23 protein-coding genes are annotated in these 20,688 nt (G+C 34.8%); 3 read left to right on the top strand and 20 right to left on the bottom strand.

Translation table 11 applies throughout. From position 1 onward, the window contains the following. Nucleotides 1–77: 77 nt before the first annotated feature. Nucleotides 78–1,436, top strand: coding sequence for a DASS family sodium-coupled anion symporter (locus tag ABYK18_RS07250; protein ID WP_373035990.1), 1,359 nt, complete (start codon nucleotides 78–80; stop codon nucleotides 1,434–1,436). Here ABYK18_RS07250 and ABYK18_RS07245 read toward each other — a convergent pair. Then, entirely contained in the window at nucleotides 1,429–1,644 is a 216-nt protein-coding gene (locus ABYK18_RS07245; RefSeq protein ID WP_373035989.1) for a hypothetical protein, read from the bottom strand. The genes ABYK18_RS07250 and ABYK18_RS07245 overlap by 8 nt on opposite strands. Before the next feature lie 40 nt (nucleotides 1,645–1,684). On the opposite strand from ABYK18_RS07245, the gene ABYK18_RS07240 reads away from it, so the two are divergent. Both ABYK18_RS07240 and ABYK18_RS07235 read left to right on the top strand, forming a co-directional pair. After that, on the top strand, nucleotides 1,685–1,978 hold the full coding sequence (locus ABYK18_RS07240; protein ID WP_373035988.1) for a Dabb family protein: 294 nt from the start codon (nucleotides 1,685–1,687) through the stop codon (nucleotides 1,976–1,978). A 26-nt stretch (nucleotides 1,979–2,004) separates the two neighbouring features. After that, the gene (locus tag ABYK18_RS07235; RefSeq protein WP_373035987.1) at nucleotides 2,005–2,472 is read left to right on the top strand and encodes a CYTH domain-containing protein; all 468 of its coding nucleotides are present in this window, start codon (nucleotides 2,005–2,007) and stop codon (nucleotides 2,470–2,472) included. Here ABYK18_RS07235 and nosD read toward each other — a convergent pair. From nosD to ABYK18_RS07140, 19 genes are all read right to left on the bottom strand, one after another. Next, nucleotides 2,435–3,667 carry a nitrous oxide reductase family maturation protein NosD gene (nosD, locus tag ABYK18_RS07230; RefSeq protein ID WP_373035986.1) on the bottom strand — a complete coding sequence of 411 codons (1,233 nt, stop codon included), beginning with the start codon at nucleotides 3,665–3,667 and terminating at the stop codon, nucleotides 2,435–2,437. The genes ABYK18_RS07235 and nosD overlap by 38 nt on opposite strands. 17 nt (nucleotides 3,668–3,684) lie before the next feature. Next, the gene (locus ABYK18_RS07225; protein ID WP_373035985.1) at nucleotides 3,685–4,209 is read right to left on the bottom strand and encodes a PAS domain-containing protein; all 525 of its coding nucleotides are present in this window, start codon (nucleotides 4,207–4,209) and stop codon (nucleotides 3,685–3,687) included. Nucleotide 4,210: 1 nt separating this feature from the next. Beyond that, complete coding sequence (locus ABYK18_RS07220; protein ID WP_373035984.1) at nucleotides 4,211–4,681, bottom strand: nitrous oxide reductase accessory protein NosL; 471 nt, start codon at nucleotides 4,679–4,681, stop codon at nucleotides 4,211–4,213. Between the two features lie 15 nt (nucleotides 4,682–4,696). After that, a complete protein-coding gene (locus tag ABYK18_RS07215; RefSeq protein ID WP_373035983.1) occupies nucleotides 4,697–5,524 on the bottom strand; it encodes an ABC transporter permease in 828 nt (275 codons plus the stop codon). Further along, nucleotides 5,524–5,976, bottom strand: a complete 453-nt coding sequence (locus ABYK18_RS07210; RefSeq protein WP_373035982.1) for a hypothetical protein — start codon at nucleotides 5,974–5,976, stop codon at nucleotides 5,524–5,526. The genes ABYK18_RS07215 and ABYK18_RS07210 overlap by 1 nt, the downstream gene beginning before the upstream one ends. Beyond that, nucleotides 5,963–6,601 (bottom strand): ABC transporter ATP-binding protein, encoded by a 639-nt coding sequence (locus ABYK18_RS07205; protein WP_373035981.1) that lies wholly within the window; start codon nucleotides 6,599–6,601, stop codon nucleotides 5,963–5,965. The genes ABYK18_RS07210 and ABYK18_RS07205 overlap by 14 nt, the downstream gene beginning before the upstream one ends. Nucleotides 6,602–6,604: 3 nt before the next feature. Continuing rightward, a complete protein-coding gene (locus ABYK18_RS07200; RefSeq protein ID WP_373035980.1) occupies nucleotides 6,605–7,510 on the bottom strand; it encodes a NapH/MauN family ferredoxin-type protein in 906 nt (301 codons plus the stop codon). A 24-nt stretch (nucleotides 7,511–7,534) separates the two neighbouring features. After that, the gene (locus ABYK18_RS07195) at nucleotides 7,535–8,053 is read right to left on the bottom strand and encodes a cytochrome c (protein ID WP_373035979.1); all 519 of its coding nucleotides are present in this window, start codon (nucleotides 8,051–8,053) and stop codon (nucleotides 7,535–7,537) included. Continuing rightward, nucleotides 8,053–8,676: a cytochrome c gene (locus ABYK18_RS07190; RefSeq protein ID WP_373035978.1), complete on the bottom strand. Its 624-nt coding sequence runs from the start codon at nucleotides 8,674–8,676 to the stop codon at nucleotides 8,053–8,055. The genes ABYK18_RS07195 and ABYK18_RS07190 overlap by 1 nt, the downstream gene beginning before the upstream one ends. Before the next feature lie 8 nt (nucleotides 8,677–8,684). Beyond that, a complete protein-coding gene (locus ABYK18_RS07185) occupies nucleotides 8,685–9,425 on the bottom strand; it encodes a 4Fe-4S dicluster domain-containing protein (protein ID WP_373035977.1) in 741 nt (246 codons plus the stop codon). A gap of 2 nt (nucleotides 9,426–9,427) precedes the next feature. Then, nucleotides 9,428–10,645, bottom strand: coding sequence for a nitrous oxide reductase family maturation protein NosD (locus ABYK18_RS07180; protein WP_373035976.1), 1,218 nt, complete (start codon nucleotides 10,643–10,645; stop codon nucleotides 9,428–9,430). Between the two features lie 20 nt (nucleotides 10,646–10,665). After that, nucleotides 10,666–11,448: a cytochrome C gene (locus tag ABYK18_RS07175; RefSeq protein ID WP_373035975.1), complete on the bottom strand. Its 783-nt coding sequence runs from the start codon at nucleotides 11,446–11,448 to the stop codon at nucleotides 10,666–10,668. A gap of 393 nt (nucleotides 11,449–11,841) precedes the next feature. Beyond that, nucleotides 11,842–14,442, bottom strand: coding sequence for a Sec-dependent nitrous-oxide reductase (nosZ, locus tag ABYK18_RS07170; RefSeq protein WP_373035974.1), 2,601 nt, complete (start codon nucleotides 14,440–14,442; stop codon nucleotides 11,842–11,844). A gap of 124 nt (nucleotides 14,443–14,566) precedes the next feature. Continuing rightward, nucleotides 14,567–15,535, bottom strand: coding sequence for a hypothetical protein (locus ABYK18_RS07165; protein ID WP_373035973.1), 969 nt, complete (start codon nucleotides 15,533–15,535; stop codon nucleotides 14,567–14,569). After that, nucleotides 15,528–16,184: a Crp/Fnr family transcriptional regulator gene (locus tag ABYK18_RS07160; RefSeq protein WP_373035972.1), complete on the bottom strand. Its 657-nt coding sequence runs from the start codon at nucleotides 16,182–16,184 to the stop codon at nucleotides 15,528–15,530. Before ABYK18_RS07160 ends, ABYK18_RS07165 begins: the two co-directional genes overlap by 8 nt. A gap of 8 nt (nucleotides 16,185–16,192) precedes the next feature. Continuing rightward, nucleotides 16,193–16,630 (bottom strand): hypothetical protein, encoded by a 438-nt coding sequence (locus ABYK18_RS07155; protein ID WP_373035971.1) that lies wholly within the window; start codon nucleotides 16,628–16,630, stop codon nucleotides 16,193–16,195. Nucleotides 16,631–16,715: 85 nt separating this feature from the next. Then, complete coding sequence (ftsZ, locus tag ABYK18_RS07150) at nucleotides 16,716–17,834, bottom strand: cell division protein FtsZ (protein WP_373035970.1); 1,119 nt, start codon at nucleotides 17,832–17,834, stop codon at nucleotides 16,716–16,718. A 12-nt stretch (nucleotides 17,835–17,846) separates the two neighbouring features. Then, the gene (gene ftsA, locus ABYK18_RS07145; RefSeq protein WP_373035969.1) at nucleotides 17,847–19,202 is read right to left on the bottom strand and encodes a cell division protein FtsA; all 1,356 of its coding nucleotides are present in this window, start codon (nucleotides 19,200–19,202) and stop codon (nucleotides 17,847–17,849) included. A gap of 1 nt (nucleotide 19,203) precedes the next feature. Further along, complete coding sequence (locus tag ABYK18_RS07140; protein WP_373035968.1) at nucleotides 19,204–20,670, bottom strand: SurA N-terminal domain-containing protein; 1,467 nt, start codon at nucleotides 20,668–20,670, stop codon at nucleotides 19,204–19,206. Nucleotides 20,671–20,688: the final 18 nt, after the last annotated feature.

Here is a 20,688-nt window from a genome sequence, read left to right as displayed (position 1 = left end):
TCAATATTATTTTATTAGCTTTGACTTTAATCAAATCATCATGTATAATAATTTTATATTAACTTAAGTGAGTATAGATGAGAGAACACCAAGAGCAGTTTAAAAAAATAGGAATCGGTGTTGTCATCGGGATGATTGTATTTTCTTTTTCATTGATTCTATTTAATGCCACACAATCTTCACTTCTGGGGCTTATAGCACTCTTGGTCGTACTTTGGACAAATGAAGGTTTACCGCTTGCAGTTGTGTCACTTCTTCCGATCATACTCTTTCCCGCTTTTTCCATTTTAGACACAAAGGCTACGGCTGTTAATTATTCTCACCCTATCATATTTTTGTTTTTGGGTGGTTTTATGCTTGCCATAGCGGTTGAGAAAAGTAACCTGCATACTTGGATAGCGGATAAGATGCTGGGGATCTTTCCAAATACTCCAAGAGGAATGATTTTTTCTCTGGCTATTACATCAGGGTTGTTAAGTTCAATCCTTTCAAACACTACAACAACACTGCTTCTTATGTCTATTGCTCTTTTTATCACAGACGATGTAAAGTTAAAGATGAGATTTGCTCTTGCTATCGCTTACGGTGCAAGTGTAGGGGGAATAATGACTCCAATAGGAACACCTCCAAACCTTATCTTGCTTGGGATTATGTATGACAAAGGCATGAATGTTATACCGTTTTTTCAGTGGATTTGGATGGTTGCTCCACTTGCTTTTGTAATGTTTATAGCAGTAAGTATGTTGCTTAGTTTGGGTATTCCAAATACGGCTATTCATAGAGATGAAGAAAAGATACCTTTAAACACGGCACAGAAAAAAGTCCTTTATATAATAGCAGGATTGATTTTTCTTCTTCTTCTAAATGCACCGATGAAACCGTTTTGGGGTGGTCTTGGGCTAAGTGAAGCAGGAATTTTACTATTTGCGGGACTGCTTTTGTTTATGCCGCCGTTTAACGTGCTGGAATGGATGGAAGATAAAGCAAAAATACCTTATAGAATCATGTTCTTATTTGGAGCGGGTTTTTCTATAGCAAAAGCATTTAGCGGTACGGGTCTTGCAGACGAAGTAGCATCTTATCTCATTACGATGACGCATCTCTCTCCTATACTTTTACTTTTTTCAGTTGCAATGCTTATAACTTTTACAACAGAGATAACATCAAATACTGCGCTTATATCAATCATGCTTCCTGTTATCTACTCAGTAGCAGAACAGACAGGGATAAATACCACGTTATTTATGATGGTAGCAACTCTTTGCGCCAGTTATGCTTTTATGCTCCCTATCGCCACCCCGCCAAATGCAATTGCTATGAGTAGCGGTGCCGTAAATGTAAAGAGTATGATCAAGTATGGAATCATTTTAAATCTTGTCGGAATATTTTTGATAGTTATGATAGCCGAGTTTTTCTGGAAAGGGATTCTTACTTAGTATCGCATCTGTTGATTTTTTTGTTTTTTATCATAGTATATATGTCTTTTATGATTAAAATTGCACAGACGAACCAAAGAGCGTTGAGTATGTAGTTTTGGTTGAGTCCGTTTAAGTAAAGAAACGGATAGCCTACAAGATACGGCCACTTCAAAAAATAAAAAAACAGTATGGCACTTCCGTATAAATCTTTAAGAGCTTTTTTCATAAAGCTATTATGGTAAACTTTCACTAAAAAAGGCATAAAAATGATAGTACATATAGTAATGTTCAAGTTTAAAGATGAAAATAAAGACGCAAATATAGCCCAAGTGACTGAAAGATTAAACGCTTTGGTTGATTTGATACCGACTCTAAAATCAATGGAAGTAGGAATAGACTTTAACAAATCTGAGAGATCATTTGACCTTTCACTTTACAGCACTTTTGAGACAAAAGAAGACTTAAAAGCCTATGCAGTTCACGAAGAGCATCTAAAGGTTGTTGAGCTTATAAAAGAAGTTACACTTGAATCAAAAGTCGTTGATTATATATTAAACTAGTTTACTTAACATAAAAGGACAGAATAATGGCACTAGAAATCGAGAGAAAATTTTTAATAGACATAAACAAGTTGGAAGAACTGCAAAACGGTTATGAGATTAAACAAGGTTATATCCAAACTAAAGATGAAACTGTTGTTCGTGTTAGAATTAAGGGTAATGGAGCCTTTGTTACCATCAAGGGCGGAAATGTTGGTGCTACTAGACTTGAGTATGAATACTCTGTACCTGTAGAGGATGCTAATGAGATGCTAGAGAAATTTTGTACTAAACCTATCATACATAAGACTAGATATCTTATCTTGCATAAAAAGCATACCTGGGAGATAGATGTTTTCCACGAAGAAAATGAAGGCTTAATAGTTGCAGAAGTAGAGCTTGAAAGCGAAGATGAAACAGTAGAACTTCCAGAGTGGATACTGAAAGAAGTCACCGAAGATGCAAGATACTATAACTCTAATCTTTTAGAGAATCCATATTCACAGTGGGGTTAACGATAGGCTTCTTATCTTCAAGAAGCAGTATCGGTTCTATAAACGGGGCTACTTGAGCTAAAAAGTCCAAGAGCGCCATGACTGGAGATGCGTAGAAGAATTTTACCTTGTTGTTGTACTGCCAGAGTCTGTCGGCATATTGGTATATCTTGTGAGAAGTGTCACCGATGTTGTCGCCGTCTTTATCAAAACCTGTGTATCTGTCCCAGTAGTTATGCTCTACTACATTTAGCTTAGTCTCAAATCCTGCCGTACTCTTTACTATGTCGTCAATGTTGCCTACAAATTCATTATCTGTAAATGTATTGTTTCTTATAGTCAGGTGGAAGTGTATGGCTTCTTTGTTGTAAGATATCTCATTGTTAGTTATATATCTCTTCATTCCCATCTCTGTCCACTTTGAGTCTATGTACATTCCCTTAGCATTGTATCTGAGTATGTTATTCTTAAAAATAAGGTTAGAGCCACCCTTTAGCATTACTCCGATGCCGGCAGCTCCTTTAGAGCTTTGTATGATGTTGTTTGTTGCTTTTGTGTTTTGTGTCATCATCAGCATCAATGAGACTGAGTTATACTTAAAAGTGTTCTCTTTTACGATGTTGTCTTTTGAGTGAGAAATGTTAATACCGAATCTGGAGTTTGTGACAAAATTATTGATTACTTTGTTGTTGTTTGAGTAGTTTAGATTTGCATCTCTTGCTTTATCTATGATGTTATTGCTGATGATGTTGTTGTGAGAGTGCCAGATCTTTAGAGCATCTCCTCTTAGGCTTATCTCATTCTCTTTTGATGTTATAAAATTATCTGAGATGATGGAGTCTTCAACCATCAGCATGTTTATACCGTAAAGAGAGTTTAGAATCTTACAGTTGCTTATCTCAAAGTGTTTAGCTTTTTCTATAAATACGGCAGAATCTAAGTTGTACATCTCATTTCCACTGTTTGTAATAGTAAGGTTTTTGAGAGTTACGTCTGAGCTGTTTATGGTTATGACTACTCCGATGCCTTCACCGTCTATGATAACACCATCCTCGTTGCCAAGTATAGTAAGAGGTTTGTTTATAATGATGCCGCCTTTGTAGATGCCGGCGGGAAGCTTGATGGTTGCTCCAAAAGGAGCAGTGTCTATAGTTTCTTGGAGAATATTTGAGTGTAGGGCAGAGACAAAAAATATAAATAGTAAAAGTTTTTTCATCTGCTTAAAGTGGGTTTTTAGTAAAACCTGTGAATCTCTTCCATAATATTAGAAAAATCTACATCGTCACCTTTAGACTTAAGGAAGTTAACTAAATGCTCTTGAGAAGCTTCAACACCGTCTTTCTTTTCTATTTTTAAAAGTTCGGCATATAGCTCGGCAATAGTGTCTATAACAAATTTAGATATAGTTTTTCTAGATGCATGATAACCGATAATCTTACCAGTGTCAGTGTCTTTACGAATTTCAAACTCTGTAAATATCCAGTAATATCTGCCGTCTTTTGCAAGATTTTTTACAACTGCATTTATATTTTTACCGGCAGATATAGTTTCCCAGAGTAGTTTAAAAACAACTTTTGGCATATCAGGATGACGTACGATGCTGTGCGGAGAACCGATAAGCTCTTCTTCCGAATAGCCGGATACTTCTTTAAAGTAGTCATTACAGTATGTAATCTTACCTTTGGCATCTGTCTCGCTTACTATATATCTTTTTGGGTCTAACTCTATTTCAACATCTAATGGTGTAGGCTTAGTCATTTTATATCCTTCCGTTTAAAAGTCTGATAAGTGCTTCCGATATTTCATTGAAGTGCATGATTCTCTTGCCGTTATATGTCTTAGAGAAATCTTCTGCCGATTCATATGTTGCAAACGCAGGAAGGTCATCTCCGGCAGGAGAAGTAGGGCTTCCTCCGTAAACATAGAAAGCACCTTTGGCATTGATCGGTTTTAGTGTTGCAAAATCTGTAACAAGTATCTCTTTAAAGTCATCTTCACTTTTTACACCTACATCAAACCATTTTCCGGGTCTATGGTAAAATTCTATCATAGACTTAGGACTGCAGAAAAATACTTTCTTACCATTTTTTAATTCTATTTTTGCTACCCATTTCGGGTCTTTATATACTTTTAAATGTCTAACCAGACCAACTGTGTCCTTTGTATAATCCATTTCATATGAAAACAAAACACTCGCTGCTAAAACTACCGCTAAAACTATTTTTATCATTATTTCTCTCCAATATTAAACTAAATCTTTTTTCTCAAAAATTTTGTAACCCATAAATGCAAAAAGCAAACCTATAAAAAGAGGGTAACCTATAGATACAAGTACAAAAACCATCTGGCTCATCGAATCAAGTATGTAAAATGCTACCGGACCCATAACAGTAAGTTCAGGATCAAACAAAGATATGGCTGCAACACGGAAAATCTCCATAGGATTTGCCATTGCTATAAAGATAATAAGCTCTTCATTAAATCTGTTTTGCATCATAAGTGAGATAAGAGCAATATCTATAAATGCAAGTAAAAATATCCATACAAAAAATGCGATACCAAGTGCTACCTCACTAGATTTTACAAATGAAGAGATAAAAAAAGCTATGCCCAAAAAAGCACTGCTCATCGCAAACAAAAGACCTGTATACAAGAAGAAGATGCTCCAAGGAATATCTGCGCCTTTAAATGCTCCGTAAATCACAGCTATAACCATTGCAAAAAGTACAGGAAGATAGACTGTGATGAAACGACCTATTATCTTACCCCAGTAATACTGTTTAAGTGATATCGGAAAAGAGAGCATATACTCCAAGATATGATTATCCCTGTCTCCAGAGATAGACCTGACAGTAGTTATGAGTATAAATATAGGCAGAATTACAATCGTAATCTGTATATACATCAAAAGCAGTCTACTAAGACCACTAAAGCCCATAACCTGAGACTCGGTTACTCCTGCAATAAAAAATAGAGCGATAAGCCCTCCAAATACAAGAGAGTAAATTACAAACCATCTAGCTCTAAGAGACTCTTTTAAGTCCAAATATGCGATTAAATATAAATTTTTCATCAATGTCCTAGTATCTGTTTTCTAATTTTTGGGTTAGCCATGTGCTCACCTCTTAACATTTTCATAGTAACTTCATCAAAGTCTATATGACCTTCAAAACCGTTTTCATAGGCACAAAACCCATATGACATAGGTGTTCTTTCACCTATTTTAAAACTTGCACCTGCAGCATCTATATAGTGAGCAGTATCTTTAGAAAAGACTTTTGCTTTTTCTATATTAGCGTCGTATTCATTACCCCATAAAATCATACATCCAATATCATCAAAGTAGTGTATGGTACCATTATTAACTAAACTGGCACTATATTCGTTCGATTTTGAAACTTCCATATGACATTTTGGGCAAATCCTGACTTCACTCTTTAATGCTTGACTTGATGAACTCTCTGAAGAGTTACAAGCAGTGAAAAATGTGAGTGCTACAATGAGCAGAAGATTAAATCTTATCATCGGAAACCACTTTTCCTAAATCCATATATATTTGTCTGTTTACAAGATCTTTAACTTCTTCTAGTCTGTGTGTTACAAAAAGAAGAACTTTTTCTTCTTCGTTTTGTTTTAGCAGTCTGTAGAAGTCATCTCTGGCTTTTGGGTCTAAGTTTGCCGTCGGTTCATCATAGATGATAATATCACTTTTTTTAGCCAGTGAGATAGCTATAAGAAGCTTCTGCTTCATTCCGCCGCTGAGTTTAAAAAAAGATTTGCCCATATTTGATTTAAGATCAAGTTTCATCTCGTTTGAGTAATGCATGATCTTCTCTTTGCTCACATCTGCACTTATGCTGATGTACTGGATAAGTTCTTCGATGTTTAGCTTAATCGGAGGAGGCAGTTGAGGAACAAAACTGATCTCTTTTAAAACTTCGATTCTTTGTTTTATAGGATCAAGACCATTGATGGAAACACTTCCTGAATCTGCATGATAGTAACCGAGTATGGAGCGGATAAGAGTAGTCTTACCAGCACCGTTTGCACCCATAAGGGCAATAGACTCATTCTTGTTAAATTCACAACTGACATTGTCTAGAGAAACATGAGAACCAAATTTTTTAGTTAAGTTATTAATCTTTATCATTATCTACACCAAGCTTTTTAATCTAAAGTCAAATTTAAGAGCATCTACGTGACATACGTCTACGCATCTTCCACAAAGTGTACAATCAGCACCTGTGATATACTCTCTTGTAATACCTTTTTCTTCTCTTTGTTTGTCATATTTTGCTTTTGTTATTTCTAATACCTGATTTTCAAAACAAACATCGCTACAAACCATACAGTGGTCACAGTTATCATTCCACTCGATTCTAAGTGCAGAAGCTTTACCTATGTAGCCATAAGTAGTACCTATAGGACAGATGTAAGTACACCAAGCACGACGAGAATAAAAAACTTCTATAGCAAATACAACTACAACCCACAGAAGTGCTAAAGACCACCCGTAAGCAATCATTCTACTTAAAATTCCGACAACATTAAATGTCTCAAAAACCAAGTAGCCGCTTGTCGCAGATAAAATTAAAAATATTGCCCAAAATATGTGTCTGACCCTGTGGTCAAACTTACGTTCTTTGATGATTTTTTTATTTACCAAAGTGTTATGCCACTTTTCACCTATCTCACTTAATATTCCATAAGGACATACCCATGCACAGTAGCTTCTACCGCCTACAAGCAGGTAAACAATCAAAATAGTTGTTGTACCTATTATCATGTTTATCGGCAATTCATGAGTCGCTAAATACATTTGCATAGTCGTATATATATCTATCATGTGAAAACCTAGAAATCTAGATCCATTAAGCGTTCCCTCTAGCATCTGCAGGTCAATGAAAAATGACAAGAAGAAAAGAAGATGGATAGAAATAACAAGTATCCATCTCTTCATTCTATAGCTGAAAATTCTTTTGCCATCTTTTGTAGTATCAAAAAATGTAGAGAAGAAAGTTGATTTCTTTATGGTTTCTCTATTATTATACTTATCCATTTAAAAACTCCGTTTTATTTACTATTACTGTTGCTTTGCCGCTTGTTGTTTAGCTCTCTCTGGAAACTCTCCGATTTCTTTTGCAAATCTTTTTAAATCATCATCATTAAGCTTGATTAAAAGACCTTTCATAATCATGTTCTCTTTTCTGCCTGCTTTGAAGTCGATTAATTTTTTATATACTTCTTCTTCAGTCTGTCCAAACAGTTTAGGCCCCATCATAGGTTTTCCGTTTTGAAATCCTGAACCGTTAACGCCGTGACAAGATGAACATTTACTTTTATACTCATTACTTACTTTAAAAGCTCCTGCATTTCCTGCTTTGTCTCTAAGAGCACTAAGTGCTTCGTCTTCTTTCTCTCTATCAGATTTTTCTTTAGGATCTGCAGAAGTAGAAGTTGTTTGGCTCTTACCGTCACCTGTACCGAAATCTTTTATAACTTTTGAATGTTCTCCACCATGATATACAGCATCATCCATCGCTGTAAAAACCATCAATCCAATTATTACAAGTGTTAAAGCACCTACTATTATATTTTTCACTATTTATTCCTCATTTCGTTAATCTCTTTGTTGAACTGATAAATCTCATCAGCTAGTTTTTTAATTTTTTTATCATCCATCATTTTTACTAAGTCACTCATCAATGGATTTGATTTTTCTCCAGTTTTAAAACTGACAATTTTTTTGTATATGTAAGAAGAGTCTTTACCAAGAAGTGACGGACCGATTATTCCATTTGCGTAGTCATTGTGACATGCAGAACACTTTACTATAAATTCTTTGGAGAGTTTTCTTACAAGCATAGAAACCTGTACCTTCTCATACGGACTTCTAACATTCATATTTGCTTCAATGCTCGTTCTAGGTTTAGTACGCACTGATGCATCTTTATTTGCAGGTCTTGAGTTCTCATCATAAGCACTTTTGACGTTGTAATCATAATAATAAGACTTACTTTGAGACTTGTCATTTTCTTTTGCTTCGACTTTGATAGCGTGGGCATTTTCATTTTTCACGACTTCAATTTTCGAAGCATCTGCTACCTTAGCTGAAGTGTCTTTTTTTGACTGTTTATCTTCACCGTTGTCACTACAACCTGTAAATGCTGCAATAAGTAAAAAGCTTAGCGCATATACAACGCCTTGAATTTTATGTGTTTTCATGATTTCTCCTAGTTTTTACTTGCGTAATATTCTTCATAGGTAACTCTCGGTTTGACTACTATAGACGCTACAGTAGTTGGACAGACTTCTTGACATGCCCCACATCCAATACAACCATCGTAGATTTCGGGACGTTTACCACCCTTACTATCAGGAATCATTGCAATTGCACTGATTGGATTTGGAATTGGACACATATCTGCACAGAGGGTACATTGCTCACCTTCAAACTTTGAGAATTTCTCGGCAAGGTCAATTTCAAGCTGGGTAATGTTTGTAACAGAATCATTATATGCCAGCATATGATCGTTGTAGCCCTTAGGGACAACAGTTTTACTGATAGCCAGACAAGTGTCTGGAAATTCCAACACAGCGATCCCCATATGAATATCTTCGGGCTTTTCACAATGATGATCTAGAGCGCCGCTTGGACATGCCAAGACACAAGGAACAGCCTTACATGCATAACAAGCACGCTCGTCTGCATCTATGTATGGAGTTCCAAGACCATGACCTTTAGCCATATCCGAGAGTTTTATTGAGTGATACGGACATACTTGAAGACATTGACCGCATTTAATACATAGAGCAAGAAATTTTTTCTCATCAACAGCCCCGGGAGGTCTTAGTCTATTTTCTGCTCTAAGCGTGTATGGGCTAAATACTATTCCACCACCAAGGGCAAGACCTAGTATCCCAAGTGTAGAGTATTTTACAAACTCTCTTCTATCTGTTTGTACAGTTGCCATAATTATCCTTTAATCCTAACTTTAGGTTTTTCATCTTCTAGTAAAAATAACGGTTTTGTAAATGGAGCCAGTTTAGCTAAAAAGTTTAACAATGAAATTACAGGCGAACCATAGAAAAACTTTACATCAGGATTGTATACCCAAAGTTGATCTGCGTATTGATAAACTCTATGAGGAGTATCACCGATATTGTCACCATCTCTATCAAATCCGGTATAGTTATCCCAAAAGTTTCCAACTATCTCATTTTGATTAGTTTTCGCACCTCTGCTGTCATTTACTATATCTTCTATATTTCCCATTATCGTATTGTCTTTAATAATATTGTTTTCACTTAATGAATGGAAGTGAAGAGCCTCTGAATTATAAAGTACTTTGTTTCCTATTAACCAGTTATGTGTATCTGGTTCAAAAGGGGATCTGTCTATATAGATGCCTTGTGCGCAATAAATTATAGTATTGTCTTTTAAAGTAAAGTTTGAAACATCTTTTAGTCCAATACCCATACCCGTGGCACCAAGAGAACTTTTTACAACGTTTCCGGATGCTATTGTATCTTTGGAGTACATAAAAAATATACCGACACTGTTAAACTCATACATATTATCTTTAATGATATTTTTACCGGCATACATAAGATGCAAAGAGTATCTGCAATGTTTTGCATAGTTTTCGACTATCTCATTTCCATGAGAATACCATATAACCATATCTCGAGATTTGATAAGAGAATTTTTCTTTACAATGTTGTCGTTTGAATACCAAAGTCTAAGTCCATCACCTCGCATACCCAGGTCTAAATCTTTTGAAGTAATTTTATTTCCGGATATTATAGAATTGCTTACCATCTGTAAATCTATACCAAATAAAGAATCCTCAATAATACAGTTACTGATTTCACAATTTTTACTCTCAACTACGGTAATAGCCGAATCTATTTTATCGTGTCTATCTCCGCTTCCTGTAATTTTCAGGTTTTTAAGAGTTACATAAGAACTTTTAACATGTATAACAGTTCCTGAGCCTTCTCCATCAATAATTACGCCGTCTTCTTTACCAATTATAGTAATTGGCTTTGTAATATTGATGTTGCCTTTATAAATTCCGGCAGGTAATTTTAATATAGAACCTTCTGGAGCATTGTCTATTGCATCTTGCAATATATTTGCGCTAAGTTGGACATATAAAACAATTGCAAATGCGAAAAAGATTCTAAACATAAAAAGCCTTAATTTTTAACTTATAACTGCATCTCTTTAAATGCTTTTTGTTTTGCAAAAAATGCAAGTAGACTAAGTAAACCAATCAATATAATCATATAAAAACCAATTGTCGGATATGAGTGTGTAATAAACTGAGCTATTTTACCATCCCCAAAAACCGTCGGCATGAAAGGTTTTATTTTGAATGCTCCCCAATCATGTAGATTATGTCCAAACCAATATAGCCAATACGAATAATCAGCAATGAACAGTATAGGTAGAGAGGCAGGGACAAGCATTACATAGTTTAATAACTTATTGTTATAAGCTATGAAATAAATTATACCAAGAGATAGTAACAATAACGCATAGATGCCGATTTCTCTCTCAAATACTCCGCCAATCCACATAGGATCCATTCCTACGTAATGGTTGATTGTATTCATTTCATGAATCTCTCCACTAAATCCATCAAAGTGAAAAAATACGGGTATACCTTCTGGAAAAGCTTCTTTTGGGTAGTTTGGTGCTTCAAGTGAAACAGCCCAAATCGGCAATGAAGCCACGCCAATCTCAGATGCAGACTCAATCATCTGTTCTAAGTTATTGTGAGCCTCTTTAGGAGTAGATATACTCTTATACCTACCTTTGTTGTAAAAGTTCCATACTTTTGCGCTAAACGAAGATACTTGATCACCTTCTTGATGATCGATCTGAGTAAGTACACCGTTAAACGCTATCATTGGAAAGGTGAACGAGAAAGTTAAGATAAGTAAAGCTAAAAGAGCAAAGATTCTTGCTTTTTTTATACTTGGATGCATGTGTGTTTCCTTATTAAAAATAATCCTAAATTTATTTAAATCTCCAATTATTGTGAAAATAATATTTGATGTAAACAAATCTCTAATTATTATAGTTATTATATTAATAGATTATATCAAAAAGATTAGTTACAAAACTAGATTTGTATCAATTTTGAGTAATATAATAAATAATAAACTTTATTATATTTAAAAACTATAATAAAAAGTGGGAAATTATAATGGAATAATTGATGTAAGTCAAGGAGATTTAATAAAAAAAATGATATAGGCATTTATGTGAAAAAAGTGACAAAATTCACTTAAAAAGTGGTATTTTTTCTGTTATTTTATAGGAAAAAGTATGTACAAGTGAGGGGAAAACCCTCTCTTGTATAAAGCTAAATCTTATTTCTAGAATAAGTTTGCATTCTCGTCTACCCATTTAAGGTATTCAACAATGTCTTTAACTTCTTCTTTACTCATATGTTGGTTAGGCATTTTAAGATTGAAGTAATCAATCATGCTTTTAACATATGGGTCTTCGTACATTGCTTCTGGATCTAAAATGAAGTTACTAACCCATTTCTCACCATTTTCATGTCTTTGTAGTGCACCTGTAAGGTCTGGACCCGAAGATACTTTACCGATAACGTGACATCCAGAACAACCACCTTCACCAAACGTTTTTTCACCTCTTTGAGCTGAAGTAGATTGTTTAGTAGCGATTAGTCTTACTAGAGTGTCTTTCGCTCTAATACCAACGTCTGCAGTTTTAACCATTAGCTGCCAAATCATGTTCTCAAAAAGGATAGCTTTTTCAATATCACCTTTTTTGAAGGCTTCATCAGCTTTCTTTTTCTGAGCAGGAATTTGACCATATTGGTCGAATGCATCAGTTACAAGATCAGCAACAACTTTATGATCTCCGAATTTGTTCTCTTTTAAGAATGCAACAACTGATTGAATTACAGCGTCTGTAGCATCATTTACAGCAACAGTTTTTTTGTATTCAGCAATCATTTGATCTTTAGACATACCTTTCATTTTTAGTTTTTGAGCCGAAACATATTTTTTGTTCGGATCTTTAACCATAAGGTAACCCATCATCTCTAAGTGTAGTGCAGAACAAAACTCTGTACAGTAGTAAGGGAAAACACCCTCAATATCAGCAATGAATTTTATCTCTGTAGTTTCACCTGGCTCTAATGAAGCGTGAACGTCAAAGTTATCTACAGTAAAACCGTGAGTCTCATCTTGAGCTCTCTCTAGGTTTGTCATGTAAATAGTAACTTCGTCACCTTTGTTTACTGTAATTCTCTCAGGGTTGATGTGAGATCTTACAAGCGTAGCGTAAACAGTAACTTTATTACCTTTTCTCTCGATTCTTTCTTGACCAGCTAAAGTTTTACCAACATGTTGTTTACCAGTTTTAGCATTAGTACCCATTTTGTATCTTACGTGTGGGTGCAGTTTCTCAGCTCTGATAGCTACAGCTTGGTGAGGCTCACCAAGAGGTAAAGGCATGTCAACTAGTAAGTCCATCGTTTTACCACTGATATCAATCAACTGGTGATTTTGTGGGTGAAGAGGACCAACATTTTGGAATCTATCGATTGCAAGTTTGTTAAGAGCAATGATGTATTTACCTTGAGGATCTGCAGTTTTACCTTCCATTCCACAAAGGTGACCAATGTTATAGTGAACATTCTCTTTATCTAAAACTTTAAGAGTTTTGTAGTTCCATTTAACAACTTGAGAATCAACATAAAGTGAAGTATATATTTCGCCGTCTATAGGAGAATACTGATTATGTAATGGCCCAAGACCTAGCTCGATTTGACCGTGTAAAGATGACTTCATATCTAAGATAGGAATACCGTATGGATCTTTACCAGCGTATTTTTTGCTTTTAATAAGTTTTTTAATCTTGCTCCATTTATAAACAGAGGCATGAGTATCTAGCTTACCACAAACAGTGATGTATTCACCATCAGGAGAAACGTCAACACCGTGAGGTGATTTTGGCTCAGGAATTAAAAATAATGCTTCATTTTTAACAGCAATATCCATAGGAATAATTCTATGGTTATTTACAATTTTTACATTTTTCTTGTCTTTAGCCAATTTAGCTAATTTTTCCCAGTTATATACGTGTAAAAAGTCAGTGTCGTTTCTTGACATACCAGCTTCATTTGGCGGCATACCAACTTCGATACCACCTGTATACATCTCTGTATTAAATGAGTTTGTGAAACCCCAACCGTAACTTGCACCTTTACCTGCATCAGATAAATCTTGCATATATGGAGGCATTTCTACAGTGAAAGATTTATCTTCTTCAATCCTACCTGTTTTATGGTTGAATTTCCATAATGTAACACCACCTCTATAAGTTTCCTTATACTCTTCGATTGAGTGATAGTTGTTATCAAATGGAGCTGCATATTGTGCAGCATCAAGGATATACTCAGAGTTTGGTGTAAAGAATGCACCACCGTGAGCCGATTTGAATACTTTGTTAGAAACAATTTGTTTTGTCTCAAAGTCATGTAAATCGATAATAGCGATACGTGGATTAGCTTTATCATTAATTGCTAACCATCTACCGTCATATTTACCGTCTTTTTCAGAAATAGCAGGGTGGTGAGTATCACCCCAATTGATTTCACGACCACGAATGTTACCTTGTCTTAAAATTTTAAGACTGTCAACATCGTAACCATAACCTTGCCATGGCTCAGGTGTAAATACAGCGATATATTTTAAGATTCTCATAGATGGCACACCGTAAACAATTACTTGTCCAGATTGACCACCAGAACTAAATACGATAAACTCATCCCTACCACCAGTAGGGTTGTAAGTCTTCGCAGCACGAATTACATCGATCTCTGTTAAGCCTCTTGCCTTCATTACTTTTTGTAGTTCACCACCTGAAGCAGCTGTTGCAACTGTTGCAGCTAGTGTTGTACCTAAAATAAGTGAAGTAAGCTTGTTGAAATGCTTAGTCATTTTCTTCTCCTTAATATTCCTTTGAATATATAAAATATATCCAAATGATTCAAAATATTAGTACATTTTGGAGGTCAATAATTTGACTAAGGTCAAATTATAAGATTAATTTTAAAATTTAAGTTTATTTAAGTTTGTAAGCGGAAACAAGATTATCTAAATCAGATTTTAGATTTTCCAGTTTTATAGTAGATGATGTTAACTCTTCTAAAGATTGGATCAAAGTATCTTCTTTTTTAGTTAACTCTTTGTCAATACTTTCACTGTCATCCATTACGCAGAGTAATTCTAGCAGATTCTCAATATCGCTTTCTAAATATTGCAGTGATATAAAAGAATGTTCTATAGATTGACTGGAGTTTCTTATTGAATTGTTAATCTTGTCTACGAGAAAATTGAAATTATTACTTGCTTCTAAGAGTTCACTGCTGTTGTTGTGAACACTGATAGGCTGTAAGCCTTTAATGCTTGAGTTGGTAATAATATCTTTTGAAGTTTGTATAAATTTTTGCATAAAGGAGATTACATTTTTTATCTGTGAGAATAAATATATAAGCAGTAGTGCTAAAATTAAAAATAGTGTGTATTGCAAGTTTTTGTAGCTGTTTAAAGTTTTTTCAAAATACTGGTTATGCATCTTTATAAGCTTATTGAACTCTACGACTAATTTGATATTTGTGTTGTAAATATCATTTACGACTTGTTCTAAAAGAATACTTGAATATGCTGAGACTGTTTTTCTTTGGTCTCTGAAGTTTTGTACATATAGGTAGAATTGATTCCATAAAATGACAATCTCGTCACTCTCTTTTTTAATAGATTCAGAGTTTATGTTTTTTAATATCTCATCTTTATTGTTTAGATTATTTATAAATTTTCGAATAGAGTCATCTAACTGTTGCGAGGAAGCGTTGTTATTTCTGTAGATGTAGAAAATATTTTTAGATATCTCCTGTGTAAAACCTTTTTGTGCATTGATAGTATCTAAAATATTATTGTTTATTCTGTTCTCATTTGATATATAGCTTGATAGAGATGCTAAGGCAATGGAGAGTATAAAAATCAGTAGCCCGGCTACTTTTATCTTAGTCATTTCCTATCTCCCTTAATGCTATTGTATCTAATATTGTAACTTTACCTTGCATTATATCAATAATTTTGTTTCGCTTTAACCTATTTAGTACGCGGGATAGAGTTGCAGGTTGAATATGTAAAATAAGTGAAATATCGTGTCGTTTTAGTTTGTTAAACATATCCAGATCAGCGTCTAGCATCATTGCTACTTTCTCTACAGAGTCAAAAATAAATTCTCTATTTATGAGAGATTCAATTTTTTGAGACCTTGAACTAATCTCATTGACAAGTTCCAAACAAAGCAGGTTTTTTTCTAAAAAATGTTTTTTAAACTGTTGATAATCAATGCTTAAAATCTGCGAGTCTTCAACAAGTGCAACATTTGAAAATGATGTTAATGTCTCATCATTTATATCTGTAATCTCTGATATTAGAGACTCTTTATATATATAGTATAGAAATATTTCATTTGAATGTTTATCTATCTTATATGTTTTAGCCAATCCATCAATTAAAAATAAAAGATTATTACTTTCATCTTTCTCGTAATAAAGCACGTAATCACTGCTGTACGAATGAATGGCAGAAATTGAGGCTAAGAGCTCAACTTCTTGAGTGCTTAAAGCGGAAAAAAAACTTAAAGACTCTATTATGCTTTTGATGGACAAAGCTAGACCTAATTAAGACTCGTTGAACAATCTTTCTGTGCAATATCAAACTGAAATAGACGAGTTTTTGTTTTTGCGCTTACATATACATATGAAGTATTTATTCCAGCTTCTAAAAATTTTCTTGATGATTGGCAGACACCTTCAGTTACAGCCTGTTTCATTCTTGTTCTGTCTTCTTTTTGGACAGCTTCATCACTTTTTACACCTGTGTTTATCTCAAACGTATAAACAAGAGTTGTGTCTGCATTCTTTACAGAAGCTAAAGTTGTATATTTGTCTATTACTTGTGGAAGAGTGCTTGAAATCTCTTTTGCAACAAGTTTGGCTATTTTTTTATTTTGTGCTTTCATCTCTTTATCAGGAAACGTACCTGTTCTTGTAGGTGTATCAGAAGCAAGTAAAGAAAAGCACAGAGCGAGTGAGATAGTAATTATTTTATTCATGTAAACTCTTTTTTTTGAAGTATTATACACAATATAAAGTAAAAATAATATTTATTATAAGAGTAAGAACCTAATAATTAGATTCTTAGTCTTGTTGTTGCCTCATATAAGAGGGAATATCTAAATAGTTATCGTCAAAATCACCGCCAACCACGAGCTTTGGACGAAGAATTGCTTTTGGAGCGGGAGTGTCGTTTACAAAGTCTTCATTGTTTGTTTTATTACTTATATCTCTTTCAAAACCTGTTGCAACAATAGTGATTTTGATATAGTTTGGCTCTATACTGTCATCTGTAGAAGTACCAAAGATTACTTCTGCATCTTCATGCGCACTCTCATGTACAACATTCATGGCATCTGATACTTCCATTAGTGGAAAGTCAGGGTGCATTTTAAAGTGCACTAAAACACCCATTGCACCGTTAATTGTCATATTGTCAAGCAGTGGAGATTCAATAGCAGCTTTAATGGCTTCATAAGCAGCATTCTCACCTTCATATTCACCTACACCCATAAGTGCCATGCCTTTATGACTCATAACAGTCTGTAAGTCGGCAAAGTCAAGGTTTATGTCATTTTCTCCGCTTGAGAGTATAACACCTGAGGTTCCGCTAACTGCTTGAGCTAATACGCTGTCTACTATTTTAAAGCTATCTTTTAAACCGAGTCTTCTGTCTATAATAGAAAGAAGTTTGTCATTAGGAATCACGACAATAGAATCACTCTCTTTTTTTAACTCTTCAAGCCCTGTTTCTGCAAGTTTGAGACGTTTCTTTCCTTCAAAAGAAAAAGGTTTTGTAACTATTGAAATTGTTAAAGCACCAACTTCTTTTGCTATTTGAGCAACAACCGGAGCAGCACCTGTTCCCGTACCGCCACCGAGACCTGCGGAGATAAATACTATGTCTGCACCTTCTAAAGCACTTCTGATTTCATCATAGTTCTCTAGTGCCGAATCTTTACCTATCGCAGGTTTCATTCCTGCACCGAGACCTTTTGTAAGTTTAGTGCCGATTTGGATTTTAGAAGCATTTTCCGCTTCTTTAAGAACCTGCGCATCTGTATTGACCATAATCATTTCGATGCCGCTGACACCTTCTTTGATCATGTGACCGATCATATTACCGCCGCCGCCGCCAACACCGACTGCTATAATTCTTGCTCCGCTCAGGTTGCTTGCTTCTTCAATTAAAAATGGTTCCATAATCTCACTCCTTTAAAATAGCTGGGTAGCCCAGTTCCAAAACTTGTTAAAAGCTCCGGCTTCGTCACTCTTCTTCTCTTTTTTCGATGGTAGAGTAACCATTGTTTCTATTTTCTCTTCAATAGATGGAGCGATAGGTATTTCAGGCTCATCTGAGAAATCAACATTGCTGTGAGATACTGGAGTCTCGTTAGCGTGTCTAACTCTTTTATTTACATCTATTTCATAAGGAGTAAATGAATTAGCACTATACATGACTAAACCTATGGCACTTGAATATTCAGCACTTCTGAGGTTGTCAAACAGACCGTCCATCTCTATCGGACGAGCAAGACGCACAGGTACAGAACCAAAAGTAGCTACTGCTAAGTCTCTGATTCCTTCCATCTTTGAAAAACCGCCTGTTAGAACTATTCCCGCACCCAATTGGTCTTTAAGTCCGCTGTTCTCAATAAACTGGGCTAAAATCATCAAAGTCTCTTCAACTCTTGCAAAAATAACATTATGAACAACTTCAAGAGATACTTCATGAGTAGTATTTTCATCACCGATTATAGGAAGTTCTATAAGCTCATTGCTTGGCGTTAAAAGTGAGCCGTAGCTGAGTTTTACACTGTCGGCTATATTTAACGGTGTATGAAGAGCCATTGAGAGGTCACTTGTTACATGATTTGAACCAACACCTAAAAAGTCGTTGTATCTGATTGAGTTGCCTGAATGAATAATAATATTGCTAGTGTTGCCGCCCATGTCTATAACAGCTACACCCAACTCTTTTTCATCATCATTCAGCGTAGCTATAGAAGAAGCATAGCCGTTTAATACTACGTTTTCTACTTCAACACCGGCTCCGCGAACAGCTTTTTTCAGGTTGTTAAGGTTTGATTTTTGAGTAGTGATTATGTGTGTTTCTACTTCAAGTCTTGAAGCATTCATACCAAGTGGATCTTCTATGAAATCCTGATCATCAACTTTAAAATTAAATGGAAGTGCATGAAGAATATCGTATTCATTTGGAATGTTTGCATTATACAGAGATGTGTGCATAACACGTTCTATCTCTTTAAAACTAACTTCTTTATTTTGAATATTTACAATACCGTTTGAATTTAAACTTTTTGTATAGGCACCGGAAATAGAAACAATAGCGGTCTTTACATCACTGCCCGATACTCTTTTTGCATCATTTAAAGCAGTCTTAATAGACTTGGAAGCTAACTCTATGTTAGTTATGCTTCCTTTTTTTAAACCTTGCGCTTTGGAAATTCCTGCCCCTGTTATAGCTACTGAGTTGTCATCTGCAATTTCTGCGATGATAGCACATATCTTTGTAGAGCCAATATCTATGGCTAAAACAGTTCTGCTCAACTTAGAGTCCTTTGATGAATATCTCAGTTTTGTACTTGTTTTGAAGGTTTTTGATTAGACCCTCGTTAAACATAGCACTTTTTAATCTAACAATCGGGTTGTCTGGATTAGTGTTAGTTTTGTTAAGCAGTTTTTGTTCCAAGATGTTATATAAAACAACATTTCCATTTTTTAATGTAATAAAACCTCTTTTTTCTTTTGAAGAGAAAAGCGCACCAAGAAATTCATTTGCATCTGCTGCGTTGAGTTTTGTTAGTTTATCTGCATCTGTACTTGTTATAAAGTCTGTTTTTGTCCCGCTAAACGTTGCTGCCGATTTTTTTGCCAACTCAAGAAGTTTAGCATTTTTTTGCTCTTTTACAAACATAGGTAAAACGTCTTTTTTTGCTTCTTCAAAAGATTTTGCACTAGCCGGATTTATTTTAGTTAGTTCAAATATAAAATATTGATCATTCACTAAAACAGGTTTTAGGTATGGAGAGGTAGGAGAGAGTTTTGAAATTTTTTGTAAAACTTCTTCACCGTAAGGATTGTTTGAAGCTGAGATAATAGCACTGGATACTTCTACATCAGAAGCTAGTTTGCCTTTTTTGTATGCTATGTATGTTCTAAGGGCTGAATCTTTAGTAGCTTTTGCATCTAATTCATTTATGACAGAAGCTCTTGCTCCTTCTAAAGGTAAAAGTTTTCCATCAACATCTTTAAAGTGAGTTTTGTTAGCTAAGTAATGTTCTTTAATCTTAGCATCTTCATATTTGTTAGATAGTCTAGCTTGTTTAATGTACTTGACCTCATATGTTACTTCATTCATAAACTCTTGTTTTCTATTTTCCCAGTAAGGCTTAAGAGCAGCATCTGAAGTGTCAATATTTATTTTCTCGTCACTTAACACTTTGTAGTCTATTTTATCTGCAATGTTGATTATTGTATCAACAATGCTTAGTTCATTTTTACTAACATCTACAGGAAGCAGTTTTAAAGTTTTTTGAATAAGAAGCTGTTTTTTTACATCAGCTTCATACTCTTTTATGCTCATATTGTTTCTAGATAAAACTTGTTTGTATATCTCTTTGTCAAATACACCGTCTTTAAAAAAATATTCTTGAGTTTTTAACTCATTTAAGAGTTCAGCGTCGTTAATCTCTAAATCATAAGATAGTGCAAGATTTATAATAAGCGCCTGATCTGTCAGATGTTTAAGTGCTTGAGACTGTAGTCCAAAGCTTTTTGCTTTTTCTTCATCAAAGTTTCCTTGAAACATTTTGTTATACTGAGCATAAAGATTTGAATATGTTTTTTGTAATTCACCCATAGTGATCTCAACATTTCCGACCTTTGCTACGGCACCGGCTTTGTCACCATAGCTATATTGCCCCCATCCTACGAACCCAGCTCCAACAAAAGCTATAGTTGAAATCCAGATAGTAATTATGAGGTATTTTTTATGTCTTTGCATCCATGTAATCATCTAGTTTATTACCTTATG

Origin of the sequence: Sulfurimonas sp. (assembly GCF_041563495.1) — a bacterium.
Lineage (GTDB): Bacteria > Campylobacterota > Campylobacteria > Campylobacterales > Sulfurimonadaceae > Sulfurimonas.
The sequence above is the reverse complement of the archived record's forward strand: the minus strand, read 5'-3'. Positions and strand labels throughout refer to the sequence as shown.

What these genes read in the sequence shown, in the direction of transcription:
- ABYK18_RS07165 (WP_373035973.1), bottom strand. Translation starts at nt 15,535, where the DNA reads ATGACTAAGATAAAAGTAGCCGGGCTACTGATTTTTATACTCTCCATT.
- ABYK18_RS07190 (WP_373035978.1), bottom strand. Translation starts at nt 8,676, where the DNA reads ATGAAAACACATAAAATTCAAGGCGTTGTATATGCGCTAAGCTTTTTA.
- nosZ (WP_373035974.1), bottom strand. Translation starts at nt 14,442, where the DNA reads ATGACTAAGCATTTCAACAAGCTTACTTCACTTATTTTAGGTACAACA.
- ABYK18_RS07155 (WP_373035971.1), bottom strand. Translation starts at nt 16,630, where the DNA reads ATGAATAAAATAATTACTATCTCACTCGCTCTGTGCTTTTCTTTACTT.
- ABYK18_RS07140 (WP_373035968.1), bottom strand. Translation starts at nt 20,670, where the DNA reads ATGATTACATGGATGCAAAGACATAAAAAATACCTCATAATTACTATC.
- ABYK18_RS07220 (WP_373035984.1), bottom strand. Translation starts at nt 4,681, where the DNA reads ATGATAAAAATAGTTTTAGCGGTAGTTTTAGCAGCGAGTGTTTTGTTT.
- ABYK18_RS07205 (WP_373035981.1), bottom strand. Translation starts at nt 6,601, where the DNA reads ATGATAAAGATTAATAACTTAACTAAAAAATTTGGTTCTCATGTTTCT.
- nosD (WP_373035986.1), bottom strand. Translation starts at nt 3,667, where the DNA reads ATGAAAAAACTTTTACTATTTATATTTTTTGTCTCTGCCCTACACTCA.
- ABYK18_RS07250 (WP_373035990.1), top strand. Translation starts at nt 78, where the DNA reads ATGAGAGAACACCAAGAGCAGTTTAAAAAAATAGGAATCGGTGTTGTC.
- ABYK18_RS07210 (WP_373035982.1), bottom strand. Translation starts at nt 5,976, where the DNA reads ATGATAAGATTTAATCTTCTGCTCATTGTAGCACTCACATTTTTCACT.
- ABYK18_RS07240 (WP_373035988.1), top strand. Translation starts at nt 1,685, where the DNA reads ATGATAGTACATATAGTAATGTTCAAGTTTAAAGATGAAAATAAAGAC.
- ABYK18_RS07245 (WP_373035989.1), bottom strand. Translation starts at nt 1,644, where the DNA reads ATGAAAAAAGCTCTTAAAGATTTATACGGAAGTGCCATACTGTTTTTT.
- ABYK18_RS07185 (WP_373035977.1), bottom strand. Translation starts at nt 9,425, where the DNA reads ATGGCAACTGTACAAACAGATAGAAGAGAGTTTGTAAAATACTCTACA.
- ABYK18_RS07225 (WP_373035985.1), bottom strand. Translation starts at nt 4,209, where the DNA reads ATGACTAAGCCTACACCATTAGATGTTGAAATAGAGTTAGACCCAAAA.
- ABYK18_RS07215 (WP_373035983.1), bottom strand. Translation starts at nt 5,524, where the DNA reads ATGAAAAATTTATATTTAATCGCATATTTGGACTTAAAAGAGTCTCTT.
- ftsZ (WP_373035970.1), bottom strand. Translation starts at nt 17,834, where the DNA reads ATGGAACCATTTTTAATTGAAGAAGCAAGCAACCTGAGCGGAGCAAGA.
- ABYK18_RS07180 (WP_373035976.1), bottom strand. Translation starts at nt 10,645, where the DNA reads ATGTTTAGAATCTTTTTCGCATTTGCAATTGTTTTATATGTCCAACTT.
- ABYK18_RS07200 (WP_373035980.1), bottom strand. Translation starts at nt 7,510, where the DNA reads ATGGATAAGTATAATAATAGAGAAACCATAAAGAAATCAACTTTCTTC.
- ABYK18_RS07235 (WP_373035987.1), top strand. Translation starts at nt 2,005, where the DNA reads ATGGCACTAGAAATCGAGAGAAAATTTTTAATAGACATAAACAAGTTG.
- ABYK18_RS07175 (WP_373035975.1), bottom strand. Translation starts at nt 11,448, where the DNA reads ATGCATCCAAGTATAAAAAAAGCAAGAATCTTTGCTCTTTTAGCTTTA.